The 17,894-nt window shown below is 74.0% G+C and carries 1 protein-coding gene; it reads left to right on the top strand.

The genetic code is table 11. The features are described 5' to 3' along the window. Positions 1-16 precede the first annotated feature (16 nt). Positions 17-17,851 carry an amino acid adenylation domain-containing protein gene (locus ACFV2X_RS21790; protein WP_385618809.1) on the top strand — a complete coding sequence of 5,945 codons (17,835 nt, stop codon included), beginning with the start codon at positions 17-19 and terminating at the stop codon, positions 17,849-17,851. The last annotated feature ends 43 nt before the right edge of the window (positions 17,852-17,894 follow it).

Below are 17,894 nucleotides of genomic sequence, written 5' to 3'. Positions count from 1 at the left end.
GGAGAAGAGAGCAACTGTGGACGACAAGCGAAGGCTGCTGCTGAGCCTGCTGACCCGGGCCTCCTCCCCGGCACCGGGGAGCGAGGGCGTGGCGATCGTCGGCGTCGCCGGCCGCTACCCGATGGCCGGGACGGTCGGCGAGCTGTGGGACAACCTGGTCGCGGGCCGGCACTGCATCCGGGAAGTGCCCGCGGACCGCTGGGACGCGGACGCGCACTACGACCCGACCGGCACGCACGGCGGCTACAGCAAGTGGGCCGGATTCGTGGACGACGTCGACAAGTTCGACCCGCTGTTCTTCCAGATCTCACCCGCGGACGCGGAGGCGATGGACCCGCAGGAGCGGCTGTTCCTCCAGACGGCGGCCGCGGTCCTGGACGACGCCGGCTACCCGGCCGCCCGGCTGGTGGCCCAAGGCCCGGTCGGGGTGTTCGTCGGTGTGATGAACAGCAACTACGAGTGGATGGGCGGCGAGGCGAGCGCGCTGGGCGTGCGGACCGACGCCCACTCCAACCACTGGTCGATCGCCAACCGGGTCTCCTACACCTTCGACTTCACCGGCCCCAGCCTCGCCGTGGACACCGCCTGCTCGGCCTCGCTGACCGCAATCCACCTGGCCTGCGAGAGCCTGCGGAGCGGCGAGTGCGCCACCGCGATCGCGGGCGGAGTCAACCTCATCCTGCACCCCATGCATCTGCGCACCCTGGCGCAGCGCGGGATGATCTCGCACGACGACCGGCTGAAGGCCTTCGGTGCCGACGCGGACGGCTTCGTCGACGGCGAGGGCGTCGGCGCCGTGCTGCTCAAGCCGCTGGCCGCCGCGATCGCCGACGGCGACCGGATCCTCGGGGTGATCCGCGGTTCGAGTATCAACGCAGGCGGCAAGACCGGCGGTTACACCGTGCCGAGCGCGGCCGCGCAGACCGAGGTGATCCGCGCCGCACTCAAGCGCGCCGGGACGGCAGCGGAGACCATCGGCTACGTCGAGGCGCACGGGACCGGCACCCCGCTCGGCGATCCGATCGAGATCGCGGGACTGACCGAGGCCTTCGGCGGACGGATGGACCCGGCGCGCCGCGCGGAGCGGCCGACGGTCGCGGTCGGCTCGGTCAAGTCCAACATCGGCCACCTGGAGTCGGCGGCCGGCATCGCGGGTCTGACCAAGGTGCTGCTCCAGTTCCGGCACGGGAAACTGGTTCCTTCGCTGCACTCGGCGCGCCTCAACCCGGAGATCGATTTCGCCGGTACGCCCTTCGAGGTGCAGCAGGCCCTCCAGCCGTGGACGCGCCTGGAGCGGCCCGGTGCGGACGGCACGACCGGGCAGCAGCCCCTGCGCGCCGTCATCAGCTCCTTCGGTGGCGGCGGCGCCAACGCCTGCCTGGTCATGGAGGAGTACCTGCCGACCGGTCCGCCGCATCCGGTGGAGGCCGCGCAGGAGCAGCTCCTGGTGCTCTCCGCCAAGAGCGAGGACCGGCTGCTGGCCTACGCCGCGGACCTGGCGGCCTTCCTGCGCCGGAGCACCGAGCCGCAGGCCGACGGGGACACGGACGCCCTCGCGGACGCCCAGCGCCTGTGCCTGCGACTGGCCGCGGAAACGGTCGGTGTGGCGCCGGAGTTCCTCGACCTCGGCACCGAACTGGCCGACTGCGGGTTCGGCGTGACCGAGCGTGCCCGCTACCACGCTCTGCTGGCCGCCGAGACGGGCATCGAGCTGCCCGCCGCTGTCGCTGCGGACACCATCGGGGCGGTGGCCCGGGAACTGGCCGCCGCCCGGCCCCGCGAGGCGGCTGCCGACGGCCGTGGCCCGCGGCTCGCCGATGTCGCCCACACCCTTCAGTCGGGCCGTACCGGATACGAGTTCCGCCTGGCCCTGGCCGCCGGTTCGGTGGCCGAGGCCGCCGGGCTGCTGGAGGCGTACGCGGGCGGGAGCACCGACGGCCGGGTCGGCACCGGCCGGGCCACGCGCGCCAGGGTGCAGCTCACCGGCGACGAGGCCGCGGCCCTGGACCAGGCGCTGACCCGCCGTGACCTGCCTGCGGTGGCCGAGTGCTGGGTGGCCGGGGCCGTGGTCGACTGGTCGCGGATCACCGCCTCGGCCGCCCGCCGGATCGAATTGCCGGGCTACCCGTTCGCGCGCCTGCGCTGCTGGATTCCCGAGCCGGCCCCCGCGGTACGCGTGCCCGAGGCCGCCGAACCGGCGCTCCCTGAGGCGGACGTGCCGGACTTCTACCGTCCGCTCTGGGTCCGGGCGCAGGCGCCGGCCGCCGGGACCGTGCCGCACGCGGACCGGATCGTCGTCCTGGTGACCGAGGCATCGCTCCCGCTCGGCGAGGCCATCGCGGCCCGCCGCCCGGGCACCCGGGTGGAGCTGGTCCGGCTGGACGAGCAGCCCGACGATGCCTGGCTCGACCGCATCGGCGGCGCCGACCTGGTGGTCCACCTCGGCGGGGTCGGGGCACGGGTGGCCGACGGCGTCGGCGCCCGCGAGGTCACCGATCACGTGCGGTACGGTTCGCTGTCCCTCTTCCGGCTGCTGCGCGGTGAAGACGCCGACCGGGTGGTCGTGGTCACCAGCGATGTGCACGCGGTCGCCGGCAGCACGGCCGGCAACCCGTTCTCCGCCGGTATGCACGGTCTGCTCCAGGTCGCGCCCAAGGAACGCCCCGAACTCCGCACCGTGGCCGTCGACTTCGCGTCGGCCGAGGCCGCCGGGGAGACCGGCCTGCGCGGTCTCGTGGACGCGATCCTGGCCGAGCCGCTCGACGGCACGGGCCGGATGGTGGCCCTGCGCGGTGGTGCCCGCTACACGCGCAGGCTCGGCAGAGTCGAACTGCCCGAGGCCGGTGAGGTGTTCCGGGACGGCGGCGTCTACCTGCTGATCGGCGGCACGGGCGGGATCGCCCGTGAGCTGAGCCTGGATCTGGCCCGGCGGCACCGGGCCCGGCTGGTCTGGTTCAGCCGGAGCGAGCCGGGCCCCGAGCAGCAGGCCGCCGCCGCGGAGATCCGCGCGTACGGCGGGGACGTCGCCCACGTCCGCGGCGACGCCTGCTCCACCGAGGACCTGGCGGCGGCGGTCGCCGAGGCACACGGTCGGTTCGGCGCACTGCACGGTGTCGTGCACGCGGCCATGGTCTTCGACAATCATCCGCTCGCCGAACTCGACGAGACCGCCTTCACCGCGGCGACCCGGGTGAAGATCCAGGGCGCGACCGCACTGGCCGCCGCCGTCGCCGAGGAGCGGCTGGACTTCCTGGCCTTCTTCTCCTCGGCCGGCTCCTTCGGCAGCTTCGCCGGGAACGGCGCCTACATCTGCGCCTCGGCGACCGAGGACGCCTACGCGCTGTTCCTGCGCGAGCGGCTGGACTTCCCGGTCACCGTGATCAACCAGGGCTACTGGGGTCAGGTCGGCTCCGGTGCCCAGCCCGGTCTCGCGGAGATCTTCGCCGGCCTGGGCATCAGCGACTTCAGCGCCGCTGAAGGCATCGCCGCCGTGCGGCGCATTCTGGGCAGCGCCCTGCCGCAGGCGATGCCGATCCGCGCCGACCGCCGGGCGTTGGAGGCCATGGGGCACGACCCGGCGCTCGACGGCAGAGCACTGCCCGGTGGTCACCCGGCCGCGCTGGCCGATGCGGCCGGTCGTCTGGAAGCCGCAGTGGGCACCGATCCCGCCGCCCTCCGGGTGCTCGCCGGGTACGAGGAGCTGGAGGAGGTGTCCGCACCCATGCTGCTCGGTGTCTACCAGCGGATGGGCGTCCTCCGGCGTTCCGGCGAGCGGCACACCGTCGAGGAACTGCGCGGCACGCTTCGCATCCTGGACAGGTTCGAGCGCCTGCACGAGGCGCTGCTCAACATTCTGACCGGCGCCGGGTTCCTGACCCGCGACGGCGACCGGGTCACCACCACCGCCGCCGTCGACGAGGTGGTGCAGGCCGAGGCGGCGGACGGCTGGGAGGCCGAGTTCGACCGGCTCGCGACCGAGTACCCGGACATCGAGCCGACGGTCACGCTCAACCGCCTGTTCCTCCAGGCATACCCGCGGATCCTGCGCGGTGAGGTCGGCGCCACCGAGATCATGTTCCCCGGCTCCTCCATGAAGCTGGTGCAGAACTTCTACAAGGGCAACCCGCTCACCGACTCCTTCAACCTGCTGGTGCGGGACACCGTCCGCTGCTTCCTGGAGCTACGGCTGCCGCAACTGCCGGACGGCGAGGCGGTCCAGGTGGTGGAGCTGGGCGCCGGTACCGGTGCCACCAGTGAGCGGGTGCTGCCCGTACTGGCCGACCACCCCGGCCAGGTCGGCTACACCTTCACCGACATCTCGTCGCGTTTCCTGGAGTACGGTCACGAGCGTTTCGCCGCACGCTACCCGTTCGCCCGTTTCGAGGTGCTCAACCTGGAGCGCGGGCTGGCCGAACAAGGCTTCACCCCCGGCTCGGCCGACCTGGTGCTGGCCACCAACGTGGTGCACGCCACCCGGAACCTGCGGGCCACCCTGCGCAAGGCCAAGGCGCTGCTTCGGCCCGGCGGCTGGCTGGTACTCAACGAGCTGACCTCCGTCCGGCCGCTGCTCACCATCGGCGGCGGTGTGCTGGAGGGCTGGTGGCTGTTCGACGACGGCGAGCTGCGCATGACCGACTCGCCGCTGGCCTCGCCCGAAGGCTGGATCAGGCTGCTCCGCGAGGAGGGCTACACCGAGGTCAGGGCGCTCGGCGCGGACGGCGCCGAGCTGGGCCAGACCGTGCTGGTGGCCGAGAGCGACGGCGTGGTGCTGAGCGCGGCGCCGGCCACCCCGTCCGCTCCCCGGGACACGGCGGCGGCCCTACCGGCGGACGGCGCCGACGCGGTCGGCGAGCGCCTTCGCGTGCTGGTGGAGCGGATCCTCAAGCTGGAGGAACGGATCGACCCCGACCGCCCGCTGGCCGACTACGGCTTCGACTCGCTCAGCGGGATGAAGATCGTCTCGGCGGTGGACGAGGCCTTCGGTGTCAGCGTGCCGCTGGGTGCCTTCTTCGAGCACCCGACCCTGCGCGAGCTGGCCGGCCACCTCGGATCGGGCTGGCTCGCCGACGCCGCCCGGACGCCGGCCGCATCTCCGACGCCGGCCGCATCTCCGACGTCCGCCGCATCTCCGGCGTCCGCCGCACCGGCGACGTCCGCACCCTCCGCCGTGCCCGCGGCCGCCGCAGCGGCGGAGGTGGTCCTGTGCCCCCGCACCGACCTCGAACTGAGTACCCATCAACTCTCCGAAGGCCAGCGGGCGCTGTGGGTGATCGAGCGGATCGCCCCCGGCAACTACGCCTACAATCTGCCGCTCGCCCTGTGGCTCGACCGCGACCTCGATGTGCTGGCCCTGCGGGTGGTCCTCCAGGATCTGCTCGACCGGCACGAGGAGCTACGAGCCACCGTCCGTACCGGCGAGGACGGGCCGTTCGCCCGGATCGCGGCCGAACCGGAACTGCCGTTCCAGCAGGTCTTCCTGACCTCCGTGACCGAGGCCGAGCTGCGCGAGCGGATGCGGGCCGACCTGCGGCGCCCCTTCGACCTCGCCGACGGCCCGCTGCTGCGTGCCACGCTGTACACCCTCGGCGACGGCCGCCACGCGCTGCTGCTGACCTTCCACCACCTGGTCTTCGACGGGGTGTCCATCGCCCTGCTGCTGGCCGAGCTGGAGAGCGGCTACCGCAGGGTCCGCGAAGGCGGCCTGCCGTCCGGCGACCGCCCCGCCCGCACGTACGCCGACTTCACGGCCTGGCAACGCGAACTGCTCGCCGGCGACGAGGGCCGGCGCCTGCGCGCGTACTGGGTGGAGCGGCTGCGCGGCCGGCAGACCACTGTGCCCCTGCCGCTGGACCGGCCGCGCCCGCCGGTGCCCGGCTTCCGGGGCGCGAGCGTCGACGGGCACATCCCGTCGGCGGTGGCCGAGCGGGCCCGGGCAGTGGCCACAGCGGAACAGACCTCGCTGTTCGGCGTCGTACTGGCGGGCTACCTCGCGCTGTTGCACCGCTACAGCGACCAGAACGACATCGCCGTCGGCACGCCGACCGCGGGCCGCCCGGCCGGCGGCTACGACGACGTGCTCGGCTACTTCATGAACATGGTGGTCCTGGCCGAGCGGATCGACGGCCGTGAGGACTTCCGGGCCCTGTTGCGCCGCGTCCACCGGACGGTGCTGGGCGCGCTCGAGCACAGTGCCTACCCGCTGATCACCCTCGCCGAGGAGCTGAGGAAGGCGGACCCGGGCGCCTTTGGAGCGCCGTTCAACGTCGCCTTCTACTTCCAGAACTGGACGCGTGGCGCGCGGCACGAGGGCGTGGTGCGCGGCCCGGTCCAGGGCGTCCACCAGGAGGGCGAGTTCGACCTGACCCTGGAGGTGGTCGAGGAAGCAGAGGGCTGCCGCTACTCGCTCAAGTACGATGCGGACCTCTTCGACGCCGCCACGGTGGAGCGCTTCGGGGAGCACTTCGTCACGCTGCTCGCCGACGCCGTGAGCGCGCCCGGCACCGCGGTCGGCGAACTGGCGTTGCTGACCGAGGACGAGCGGGCGCAGATCACCCAGCCCGCCACCGCGGACTACCCGGCCGACACCCTGGTCTGGGAGCTGGTCCGGCGCCAGGCCGAGGCACGGCCGGAGGCAGTGGCGGTCCGCCACCAGGGCACCGAGCTGACGTACCGTCGGCTGGCGGAGCGGGTGGAGGCCCTCGCGGCCCGCCTCACGTCGGCCGGCGTCGGCCGGGGCCGCACCGTCGGTGTCCTGCTTCCGCGCGATGCCGACCTGCCCGTGGCACTGCTCGCCGTGCAGGCCGCCGGCGGCGCGTACGTCCCGCTCGACCCCTCGTACCCGGCGCAGCGCCTCACCTACATGGCCGAGGACGCCGGACTGCACCTGATGCTCACCTCCTCCGGCATCCGGAGCGAGTACGGCGAGGTGCCCCGGCTGCTCGTCGACGGGCAGGAGCAGCCGCCCGCCGCCCCCTCGCCCGGGGCCGCCGGGCCGTCGGACACCGCATACGTCATCTACACCTCCGGCTCGACCGGCCGGCCCAAGGGCGTCAAGGTCCCGCACCGCGCGCTCACCAACTTCCTGTGGTCGATGGCGCGGGAGCCCGGATTCGGGCCCGCGGACACGCTGCTGGCCCTGACCACGGTCTGCTTCGACATCTCCGGCCTGGAGCTCTACCTGCCGCTGATCACCGGCGGCACGGTGGAGGTGCTGCCGACCGAGACCGCCCGCGACGGACTCCGGCTGCGGGAGGCTGTCGAGCGCGGCACGGCCACGGTGATGCAGGCGACCCCGGCGACCTGGAGCATGCTGCTCGCCGCCGGGTGGCAGGGAAGCCCCCGGCTCACCGTGCTCTGCGGCGGCGAGGCGCTTCCCGACGACATCGCCGCGGCACTGGTGGCTGGCAACCGCGAGGTGTGGAACCTCTACGGCCCCACCGAGACCACCATCTGGTCGGCGGCGAGCCGGCTCCGCCCCGGCGACCGCGTCACCATCGGCACTCCGATCGCCAACACCCGGCTCCATGTGCTCGACAGCGCGCGCAGGCCCGTTCCGGTCGGCGTCGGCGGTGAGCTTTACATCGGCGGCCACGGCGTCGCCGAGGGCTACCTGGGCCGCCCCGAGCTGACCGCCGAGCGTTTTCTGCACGATCCGTTCGCCGGCGTGGACACCGCGCGGATGTACCGCACCGGGGATCTGGTCCGCCGACTCGCCGACGGGCGGATCGAATACCTGGGCCGGATCGACTCCCAGGTCAAGGTACGCGGCTTCCGGGTGGAGCTGGAGGAGATCGAGGCGACCCTGCGCCGCCTGGACGGTGTACGCGAGGCGGTCGTGGTGGCACGCGACCAGGGCGGCGGCCACTCCCTGCTGGCCTGCTACGTAGGCGCCGACGGTGCCGCCGACCCGGCCAGGGAAGAGCTTGCGGCCTGGCTGCCGGACCACATGGTTCCGGACGCGCTGATCCGGGTGACCGGCTTCCCGCGCACCCTCAACGAGAAGGTGGACCGCACCACGCTGGCCGAGCTGCCCCTGGCCGAGCTGCGGGCTCGCTTCGGGGTGGCGGGCCACGAACCGCCCGAGAGCCCGGCCGAACCGGCGGGCCGCGCCGAGGCGCTGGTGGCCGAGCTGGCCGGGATGGTCGCCCGGCTGGCGGGGCTGCGTCCCGAGGAGATCGGTCCGCACACCCCGTTCGGTGAGATGGGCATGAACTCGGTGAGCCTCACCGGGCTCAGCACCGAGTTGCGGAAGGCGTACGGCATCGAGGTCTACCCCACACTGTTCTACCGCCGGGGCACGCTTGCCGCGCTCGCCGACCACCTGTGGCGACAACACCCCGCAGAGCTCGCCGTCCGGTTCGGCACCACCGTCCGGAAGCCCGCCGCCGAGTCGCCCGCCGCCGAGGCACCGGCCGGGCGGCGGCACGACGGCGACATCGCGGTCATCGGCATGGCCGGGCGGCTGCCCGGCTCGAGGGACCTCAAGGAATTCTGGGGCCATCTCGCCGACGGCGACGACCTGGTGGCCGAGGTCCCGGCCGACCGCTGGGACTGGCGGCAGCAGCCGCGCTCCCGCTCGCGCTGGGGCGGCTTCACCCCCGACGTGGACCGATTCGACGCCGCCTTCTTCGGCATCTCCCCGCGCGAGGCGGAGCTGATGGACCCCCAGCAGCGCCTGATGCTGGAAGTGGTCTGGTCGGCCATCGAGGACGCCGGCTACCGTCCGTCCCAGCTGGCCGGAAAGCGCGTCGGCGTGTTCGTCGCGGCCACCAACTCCGACTACCTGGAGGTCCAACGGGCCGCCGGACGCGGCACCGAGGGCCACACCATCACCGGCGCGGCACTGTCGGTCATCCCGAACCGGATCTCCTACCTGCTGGACCTGCGCGGCCCCAGCATCGCCGTGGACACCGCCTGCTCCGGCTCGCTCACCGCCGTCCACCAGGCCTGCGCCGCGCTCCGCGACGGCACCTGCGACGTGGCGATCGCGGGCGGGGTCAGCCTGATCCTCTCGCCGACCGTGTACGAGGCGCTGAGCGCGGGCGAGATGCTCAGCCCCGACGGCCGGTGCAAGACCTTCGACAGCCGGGCCGACGGCTACGTACGGGGCGAGGGTGCCGGAGTGGTGCTGCTCAAGCCGAACGGCCCGGCACAGCGCGACGGCGACGCCGTACACGCGGTGATCAAGGCGGTCGCGGTCAACCACGGTGGGCGAACCACCTCGCTCACCGCCCCCAACCCGGATGCCCAGGCCGACCTCCTGATCGAGGCCTACCGCGCCGCCGACGTGCCGCCGGAGACCGTCGGCTACATCGAGGCGCACGGCACCGGCACCGCGCTGGGCGACCCGATCGAGACCACCGGATTGAGTACGGCCTTCCGCCGGCTGCGCGCCGAGCGCGGGACCCAGGCCGCGCCCGGCTGCGCCATCGGGTCGGTCAAGACCAACATCGGCCACCTGGAGGCCGCGGCGGGCATCGCCGGGCTCTTCAAGGTCGTACTCGCGCTGCGGCACGGCACCATTCCCGCCAGCCTGCACTTCCATGAGCGGAACCCCTATCTGGAACTCGACGGCGGCCCGTTCGAGGTCGCCGCCACCCCCCGGCCCTGGCCGCGACTCCGCGCTGCCGCCGGCGGCGAACTGCCCAGGCGCGGCGGGGTCAGCTCGTTCGGATTCGGCGGGGCCAACGCGCACATCGTGCTGGAGGAACCGAACATGCAGGCCACCCGCGAGGAGCGTGCGGCTCAGCAGCTGTTCGTGCTCTCCGCCCGCGCCCCGGAGGCGCTGCGGCACACCGCCCAGCGGCTCGCAGACCACCTGACGGAGCACGACGTCCCGCTCGGAGATCTCGCGTACACCCTCCAGGTGGGCCGTGAGCCGATGGCGCACCGGCTCGCCGTGGTCGCCGAGGACACCGCCGCCCTGCGCGCCGAGCTGGCCGCACACCTGGCCGGCCATCCCTCGGCGGTGCGCACCGGGCAGGCAGCGCCGAGCCTCACCGCGCGCCCGGCCACCCGGACCGGGGACCTGAACGCGCTCGCGGCCGAGTGGCTGGAGGGCGCCGAGGTCGACTGGTCGGCCCTGCACCGCGGCGCGGCCCGCCGCCGGGTGCACCTGCCCCCCTACCCGTTCGCCAGGACCAGGCACTGGGTCGCCCCGGGAGCCACCCCGGCACCGGAGGCCGAGCGGACCCCGGCCCGACTGCACGCGACCCTGCTGGACGCCAATGTCTCCACCTTCGGCGAGCAGGCCTTCGCCAAGACGCTCACCGGCGACGAGTTCTTCCTGCGGGACCACATGGTCGGCGGCGAGCCGGTGCTGCCCGGAGTGGCGTACCTGGAGATGGCCCGGCTCGCCGGTGAACTGGCCGCCGGCGGCGATCCGGTGCGCGGGGTCGACGGCCTGGTGTGGGCCGCTCCGGTGCGGCTCTCCGCCCCCGGTGAGCAGCGGCTGGACGTGCGCGTCACCGGTGACCGCGCGGCGGCGTCCTTCGAGGTGCACAGCGCCGGGGACGGCGCCCAGGTACACGCCCGCGGAACCCTGGTGTTCGGAGAGCCCGGGAACCGTCCCGCCCCCGTCGACCTCGCGGCCGCACACGCGCGCTGCACACGCCACCACAGCGGTGCGAGCTGCTACGAGGGCTTCTCCCGGCTGGGCTTCGACTACGGTCCGAGCCTGCAAGTGATCGAGGAACTCGCCGAGGGCGAGCGCGAGGTCCTGGCGACACTGCGGCTCCCGGCGCAGCGGCACGCGGACGCGGACGAGTACGTGTTCCACCCCTCGCTGCTGGACGCGGCCCTCCAGACGGCCGGCCGGCTCGCCCCCGGCGCGGGCGACCCGGCGAACCCCCTGCCGTATCTGCCGTTCTCGCTGGGCTCGGTCCGGCTGTACGCCGAGCTGCCGGAGCAGGTGTACGCCCACGCCACGCCGTCGGCGCGTCCGGCCCCGGCCGGGACGCTCTGCTTCGACGTCGCGCTGCTGGACCGGACCGGCGAGGTGGTCGCCGCGATCGACGCCTTCACGCTCCGCGCGGTGCCCGCGGCGGACACGGTCTCCGCTTACGAACCGTATTGGCGGCCCGCCCCGCGGGTCCGGCGTGACCCCGCCCGGACCGTCGTGGTGCTGGACGCCGGCTCGCAGGGCGCCGCGCTGAGTGACGCCCTGGCCGCGGCGGGCGTGACCGTCCGGCGGACCGAGCCGGGTGCGAGCTTCGACGCCGAGGCGACGGTGCGCGCCCTGCCGTCCGGGCAGGCGCACGTGGTGCATCTGGCCAATGAGCACACCGAGCCGGGCCGCGCGGTGGAGCACGGCTTCCACACGGCCATGGCCTTCCTGCAAGCCTGGCAGCGGGAGCGGCGCGGCGCGCTGCGCTACCTCTGGGCGTATCGGGAGCCGGCCGCGTCGCCCGCCGACCCGGCGATGGCCGCGTTCGCTCGCTCGGTGAGGCTGGAGCACCCCGCGGTCGACTTCGGCGTGCTGGCCGTCGCGGCCAACTCGCTCGTCGACGCGGTGGTGGCCGAACTCGGCGCCGAAGGTGAGCCCGAGCTGCGGATCGACGAGGCGGGCCGGGCCCACCGCTCCTGGCGCCAGGTGAGCCTGCCCGCCACCGACGGGTCGGCGTTCACGGGGTCGGGAGCCCATGTGATCACCGGCGGCACCGGTGCCCTGGGCCTGCTGCTCGCCGAGCACATCGCCACCGTCCGGCGCGCCGCCGGGCTGTCCGGCGGGGGGATCGTGCTCGCTGCCAGGACCGCTCCCCGGCCCGAGGTGCGTGGCCGGATCGAGGCCATCGGAGCCCACGTCGTGCAGACCGACGTCGCCGACGCCGACGGCGTGCGCACGCTGATCACCGAGGCCCGCCGGGCACACGGTTCGGTGAGCGGAGTCCTGCACGCCGCCGGGGTGCTCAGGGACGGCTTGCTGCTGCGCAAGGACCGGGCGGACGCCGAGGCGGTGCTGGCCGCGAAGGTGCACGGGACGGTGCTGCTGGACGAAGCGACGCAAGACGAACCTCTGGACTACTTCGTGGCCCTCTCCTCCGCGGCAACCGCGTTCGGAAACGCCGGCCAGACCGACTACGCCTTCGCCAACGCCTTCCTCGACCACTTCGCCGAGCGGCGCGAACAGCAGCGCCGTCAGGGCGAACGACGCGGCCGCACCCTCGCCGCCGCCTGGCCGGTCTGGTCGGACGGCGGCATGCGGATCGACGCCGCCGCCGAGACGTACATGACGCGGGTGCTCGGCATGCGTCCGGTGCCCGCCGCAGCGGGAATGGAGGCACTGGAGCGCGCCCTGGCGACCGCTGCGCCGCGGCTGCTGCTGACCCCGGGCGACCCGTCCCGAGTGCTCGCCGCGCTGGACGGCGAGGCCCTGCGCCCGAAGGCGGAAGCCGCCGCCGCACCGAAGGCCCCCGCCGCCACGCAGGGCCAGGCCGAGCGGCTCCTGCTCCGGTTGCTCGCGGAGGAGCTGAAGCAGCCCGAGACGGAGATCGTCGTCACGGAGCCGTTCGACCGCTACGGCGTGGACTCGCTGATCACCATGAGCCTGATCCGGCGGCTGGAGGAGCACTGCGGCCCGCTCTCGAAGACCCTGCTGTTCGAGTATGTGACGGTCCGTGAACTGGCCGGTCATCTGGCCGCCGCGCACCCGGAGGCGTTCACCGCGCCCGCCGTCGGGATCCCCGCGGCGCCCGCGCCGGAGTCACTCGGCCCGCGTGTCCCGGAGCACGCCGCACAGCCCGTCCCCGAGGGCGCGGCCGGCGCATCCGTCCGGCCCGCCACCGGCGACGACGACATCGCGATCATCGGTGTCGCGGGCCGCTACCCGCAGGCGGACGACGTGGACGAGTTCTGGCGCAACCTGCGCGCCGGCCGGGACAACGTCGAGGAGATTCCGGGTAGCCGCTGGGACCACGGGGTCTTCTACGACCCGGTCAAGTCCGTCTTCGGCAAGACCTACGGCAAATGGGGCGGCTTCGTCCCCGGCGCCGACCGCTTCGACCCGCTGTTCTTCCGCATGTCGCAGATCGAGGCCGAGCACACCGACCCGCAGGAGCGGGTGTTCCTGGAGACCGTCTGGCACCTGCTGGAGGACGCCGGCTACACCCGCGAGCGGCTGCGCTCCAGCCGCACCGGCGTCTTCGTCGGCATGATGTACGGCCACTACCAGCTGTACGGCGTGCAGGAGGCACTGCGCGGCGAGGGCTTCGCCACGTCCTCCTCCTACGCCTCCGTGGCCAACCGGGTGTCCTACTTCTTCGACTTCTCCGGGCCCAGCGTCGCCCTGGACACCATGTGCTCCTCGTCGCTGGTCACCATCCACCAGGCCTGCCTGGCCATCCGCAACGGGGACTGCGAGGTCGCCGTCGCCGGCGGCGTCAACATCTCCAGCCACCCGGTGAAGTTCCTCCAGCTCGCCCAGCGCGGGTTCCTGGCCGAGGACGGCCGCTGCCGCAGCTTCGGCGAGGGCGGCACGGGCTACGTCCCCGCGGAGGGCTCCGGTGCCGTGCTGCTCAAGCGCCTGGACGCGGCGCTGTCCGACGGCGACCGCATCCTGGCCGTCGTCAAGGCATCCACCGTCAACCACGGCGGCGCGGGCGCCGGATACAGCGTGCCCAACCCGCAGGCGCAGGGCGACCTGGTGCGGACCGCGCTGGAGCGCGCCGGGCTGCGCCCCGCCGACCTGGACTACCTGGAGGCGCACGGCACCGGCACCGCGCTCGGCGACCCGGTGGAGGTCAACGGCATGCTGCGGGCCTTCGAGGGGGACCTGCCCGAGCGGCTGCCGATCGGCTCGGTGAAGTCCAACATCGGGCACGCCGAGTCGGCGGCCGGTATCGCGGCGATCACCAAGGTGCTGCTCCAGCTGCGCCACGGCGAGTTGGTCCCCTCGCTCCACGCGGACCGGCTCAATCCGAACATCGACTTCGGCGCGACGCCTTTCGAGGTACAGCGTGAGAGGGCGCCCTGGCCGCGCCGGACCGACCCGGACGGCTCCCCACGGCCCCGCACCGCCGGCGTCAGCTCCTTCGGGGCCGGCGGCACCAATGCGCACATCATCCTCCAGGAGTACGTCGGCGAGCCGCGGACCCCGGCCGCCGCGGTCCCGGCCGGCCCGCAGCTGGCGGTGCTCTCCGCCCGGGACGCCGACCGGCTGGCCCGCCAGGCGGGCCGGCTCGCCGCCCACCTGCGCACCGCCGCCGCCGACGGCACCGGCCCGACCCCTCAGCAGGTCGCCTGGACCCTCCAGACGGGCCGCGAGGCGATGGCCCACCGGTTCGCGGTGCTCTTCCACGACCTGGACGAACTGGCCGGCCGGCTGGAGGAGTTCGCGGCCGACGGCAGGCCCGCCGGCAGCTGGACCGGCACCGTCGACCCGCGCCGCCCGGGCGCCGGGAACACGCTGTCGGCCGACCCCGCCGCATACGCCGCCGCCTGGATCGTCGGCCACCGGGTGGACTGGACGGCCCTGCACCACGGGCCCCGGCCCGGCCCGGTCGCGCTGCCCGGTTACCCCTTCGACGGCGAGCGGATCTGGCTGGCCGCCGCCGACGCCGAGCTGGCCGCGCTGGACGCCGGCCGCGCCCGGCAGGGCCTGCTGCTGACCCGGCAGTGGACACCCGCCGAGCCCACCACCCGCACCACACCGCCCGCCCGGACCGCCGTCCTGGCCCTGCCCGGCACCGAGGCGCTGGCCGCCCGGCTCGCCGCGGCCCTGCCGGCCGCCGAGGTGCTCACCCCTGATCTCCTCACCCGCGAACTCGCCGACCCCGCTGCCCGCTGGGAGCGGTTCGACGCGGTGGTCGACCTGGCCGGCTGCGCCGACCCGGCGCTGCCGCCCGTGCACTCCGTGCTGCCCACCTGGCTGCGCTGGCTCCAGCACCTGGTCGACCGGGGCAGCCGAGAGCTGACGGCCCTGCTGGTCTCCAGGGGCGCGCGGCCCGGCCCCGACGGCAGCCCCGCCGGTCTCGGCGGCGCGGCCCGCGTCGGCCTGTACCGGATGCTCCAGAGCGAGTACCGCCACCTGCGCTCCCGCCATGTCGAGCTGGAGCGGACCACCTCGGACGAGCAGGTGGTCCACGCGGTGACCGAGGAGCTGAGGAGCGCCGACGAGCCCGCCGAGACCGCCTGGTACGGGGGCGTGCGGCACCGGGCCGAGCTGCGGGAGCTGCCCGCGGGCCCGGCGCGCGCGCCGCGGTTCCCGGCTGGGCACGTCCTGTGGATCACCGGCGGCACGCGGGGCATCGGCCTGCTGACGGCCAGGCACTTCGTCGCGGAGCACGGAGTGCGCAAGCTGGTCCTCACCGGCCGAGAGGAGCTGCCGCCGCGCGGCGAGTGGGCCGCGCACATCGCGGCGGGCGGCCCGCTCGGGCGCAGACTCCGCCCGCTGGCAGAACTCGTCGACCAGGGCGTGGAGCTGGAGGTGATCGCCGTTCCGCTGGACGAGCGGGAGGCGCTGGCCAAGACGCTCGCGGAGGTCAAGCTGCGGCTCGGCCCCATCGGCGGGGTCGTCCACAGCGCCGGCTTCACCGACTTCGAGAACCCCGCGTTCGTACGCAAGCCGCAGACCGGCATGGACCGGGTGATCGGCCCCAAGGTGTTCGGTGTCGACACGCTGGTGGAGGTCTTCCGCGACGAGCCGCTGCGTCTGTTCGTGCTCTACTCGTCGGTCGCTGCCACCGTCCCCGCGCTTGCCGTCGGCCAGAGCGACTATGCGCTGGCCAACGCCTACCTGGACGCCGTGGCCGAGGCTCGTCCGTACGGATTGCCGCTGGTCAGCGTGGAGTGGCCGAGCTGGAAGGACACCGGCATGGGGGAGGCGCGCAGCGCCGCCTACCAGGCCTCGGGGCTCGCCACGCTCACCGACCGGCAGGGCCTCGACCTGCTGGAGCGGGCGCTGGCGAGCGGCGCCCGGGTGGTGCTGCCGGCGATCGCGCGGCCCGACGCCGCGTGGCGTCCCGAGCTCCTGATGGACCGGAGGCTGGGGACCGCGGTCCCGCAGGGGGCCACGGCTCCTGCCGCACCGGCCACGGAGTCGGGGCCGGCACCCGCCGCTGCCGACGCGCCGGCGGCGGTACGCGAAGCAGTCGCGGCGGCCTCCTCCTGGCTGCTCGATCGCCTCGCGGAAGAGCTGCGCTTCGAGCGCGGCAAGCTGAGCGGCGACGTGCCGGTGCAGGACTTCGGCATCGACTCGATCATGGTCTCCCAGCTCGTCCAGACCGTGGCCAAGCATCTCGACGTCACGGTCGACCCCTCCGCCCTGCTGGAGCACCCCACGGCGGACGGCTTCGCGCAGCACCTCGCGGAAGAGCACCGGGAGGCATTGCTGACCGCGTTCGGCGACGCCGTACCGGCTGCGTCCGCCGCCCCCGCCACGGCTCCGGTACCCTCCGCCGTGCCCGTTCCAGCCGTGACCGCCGGGCCTGCCGGCCTTCCCGCGCAGCGCGTCGCACCCGCCGTGGAGCCCGCCGTGTCCGGCACGCCCGCGTCCGGTGCCGACATCGCCGTGGTCGGCCTGTCCTGCCGCTTCCCGGACGCCGATTCGGCCGACGCGTACTGGGAGCTGCTGCGCCAGGGCCGCTCGGCGCTCCGCCCCATCCCGGACGGCCGCTTCGGCCGTCCGGTCGGCTATCACGCCGGACTGCTGCCCGGCGTGTTGTCCTTCGATCCGGAAGCCTTCCTGCTCTCCGAGTTCGACGTCGCGGCCATGGATCCGCAGGCGCTGCTGCTGCTGGAGGAGACCCACCGCGCGGTCCACCACGCCGGCTACCGTCCGGCCGACCTGAAGGGCCGCCGGGTCGGCGTCTACGTCGGCGGCCGGGCCACCCACACACCGGACACCGTCACGCTGGAGCAGGCCAGGAACCCGGTGGTGGTCACCGGCCAGAACTACCTCTCCGCCAATATCTCGCAGTTCTTCGACCTCCGCGGCCCCAGCGTCGTGGTCGACACCGCCTGCTCCTCGGCACTGGTGGCGATGGACATGGCCGTGCAGGCCCTGCGGGCGGGCGACCTGGAGGCTGCCGTGGTCGCCGGAGTGAGCCTGCTCGCCGACGACCGGGCGCACCAGGTCTTCGGGCAGCGCGGACTGCTCAACCCGGGCGCCGAATTCCATGTGTTCGACGGCCGGGCGGCCGGCTTGGTGCTGGGCGAGGGGATCGGCGTCGTCGTCCTCAAGCCGCTGGACCGGGCCCGGGCCGACGGCGATCAGGTGCTCGCCGTCCTGCGCGGCATCGCCATCAACAACGACGGCCGGACCGCGGGCCCCGCCACGCCCAACCTCCAGGCTCAGAAGGACGTCATGGCCGAGGCGTTGGCACGCAGCGGCCACGGCCCGCAGGACATCGGCTGGGTCGAGGCCAACGGGTCCGGGTCGACCGTCACCGACCTGCTCGAACTCAAGGCCGTGGAGTCGGTCTACCGCAACGGATCGCGGCAGCCGGTCGCCGTCGGCTCGATCAAGCCGAACATCGGCCACCCGCTGGCCGCCGAGGGCATCGCCGCGTTCATCAAGGTGGTCATGATGCTGCACCACCAGGAGCAGGTGCCGTTCGGCTCCGGACAGGTGCCGCTGGACCACTTCGACATGGCCGCCTCGCCGCTGTACCTCCCGCGCGAGGTCCGTCCGTGGCCCCACTCGGCGCAGCTCGCCGCACTCAACTGCTTCGCCGACGGCGGCACCAACGTCCACCTGCTGCTCGCCCCCGCCCCTGTCGGGTACCACCCCGGCCGGATCCCGCTGCCGCAGCCCGCGCTGAACCGGCGGGTGGTCGTCCGAGGCGTCGCGGAACCGTCGGCCCCGCAGGCTGCCGCCGCCCCCGCGGGGGGTCTGTTCTGGGACACGTACCGATGAGGGCGCCAAGGGCCGGGCTGGCTCCCACCGGTTCCCTCCCCGT

The organism is Streptomyces sp. NPDC059679 (assembly GCF_042734105.1).
GTDB lineage: Bacteria > Actinomycetota > Actinomycetes > Streptomycetales > Streptomycetaceae > Streptomyces.
Note: the sequence above shows the minus strand (reverse complement) of the source record. Positions and strands in the feature narration are given on the sequence as shown.